Below are 382 nucleotides of genomic sequence, written 5' to 3'. Positions count from 1 at the left end.
TCCGCGATCGTGAGTCCGGGCATGCCCGAGTGTCGCTCCTGAAGTGCACTCCAGGTCAAGCCCGCCGGGATGCACGCCGGTCGTCCATGATGGAGGGGTGCGCCGGTCCTACTCCTTCGCGAGCTCGTGGGAGGTCGCTGCGCCCGTGGATGCGGTGGCGACCGCGCTGACCGACCTCGAGCACTACCCGCAGTGGTGGCCCCAGGTCCGCGCGGTCGCCAAGCTCGGCCCGGACACGGCGTGGGTGCGGTGCCGGTCGTCGTTGCCGTACACGCTCGACCTGGTCCTCGACGCCGTCACCCGGCTCCCGCCGGTGGTCGAGGTGAGGATCAGCGGTGACCTCGAGGGGTACGCCCGGTTTGCGCTCGCGGCGACGACCGGT

At 71.5% G+C, this 382-nt stretch carries 1 protein-coding gene; it reads left to right on the top strand.

Translation table 11 applies throughout. The annotated features are described in order from the left end of the window. Positions 1 to 97: 97 nt before the first annotated feature. Positions 98 to 382, top strand: a 285-nt coding sequence (locus tag ACOADB_RS12415; RefSeq protein WP_378598793.1) for an SRPBCC family protein, incomplete at its 3' end; no start/stop codon positions are given.

The organism is Nocardioides sp. CPCC 206348 (assembly GCF_048654705.1).
GTDB lineage: Bacteria > Actinomycetota > Actinomycetes > Propionibacteriales > Nocardioidaceae > Nocardioides.
The sequence above is the reverse complement of the archived record's forward strand: the minus strand, read 5'-3'. Positions and strand labels throughout refer to the sequence as shown.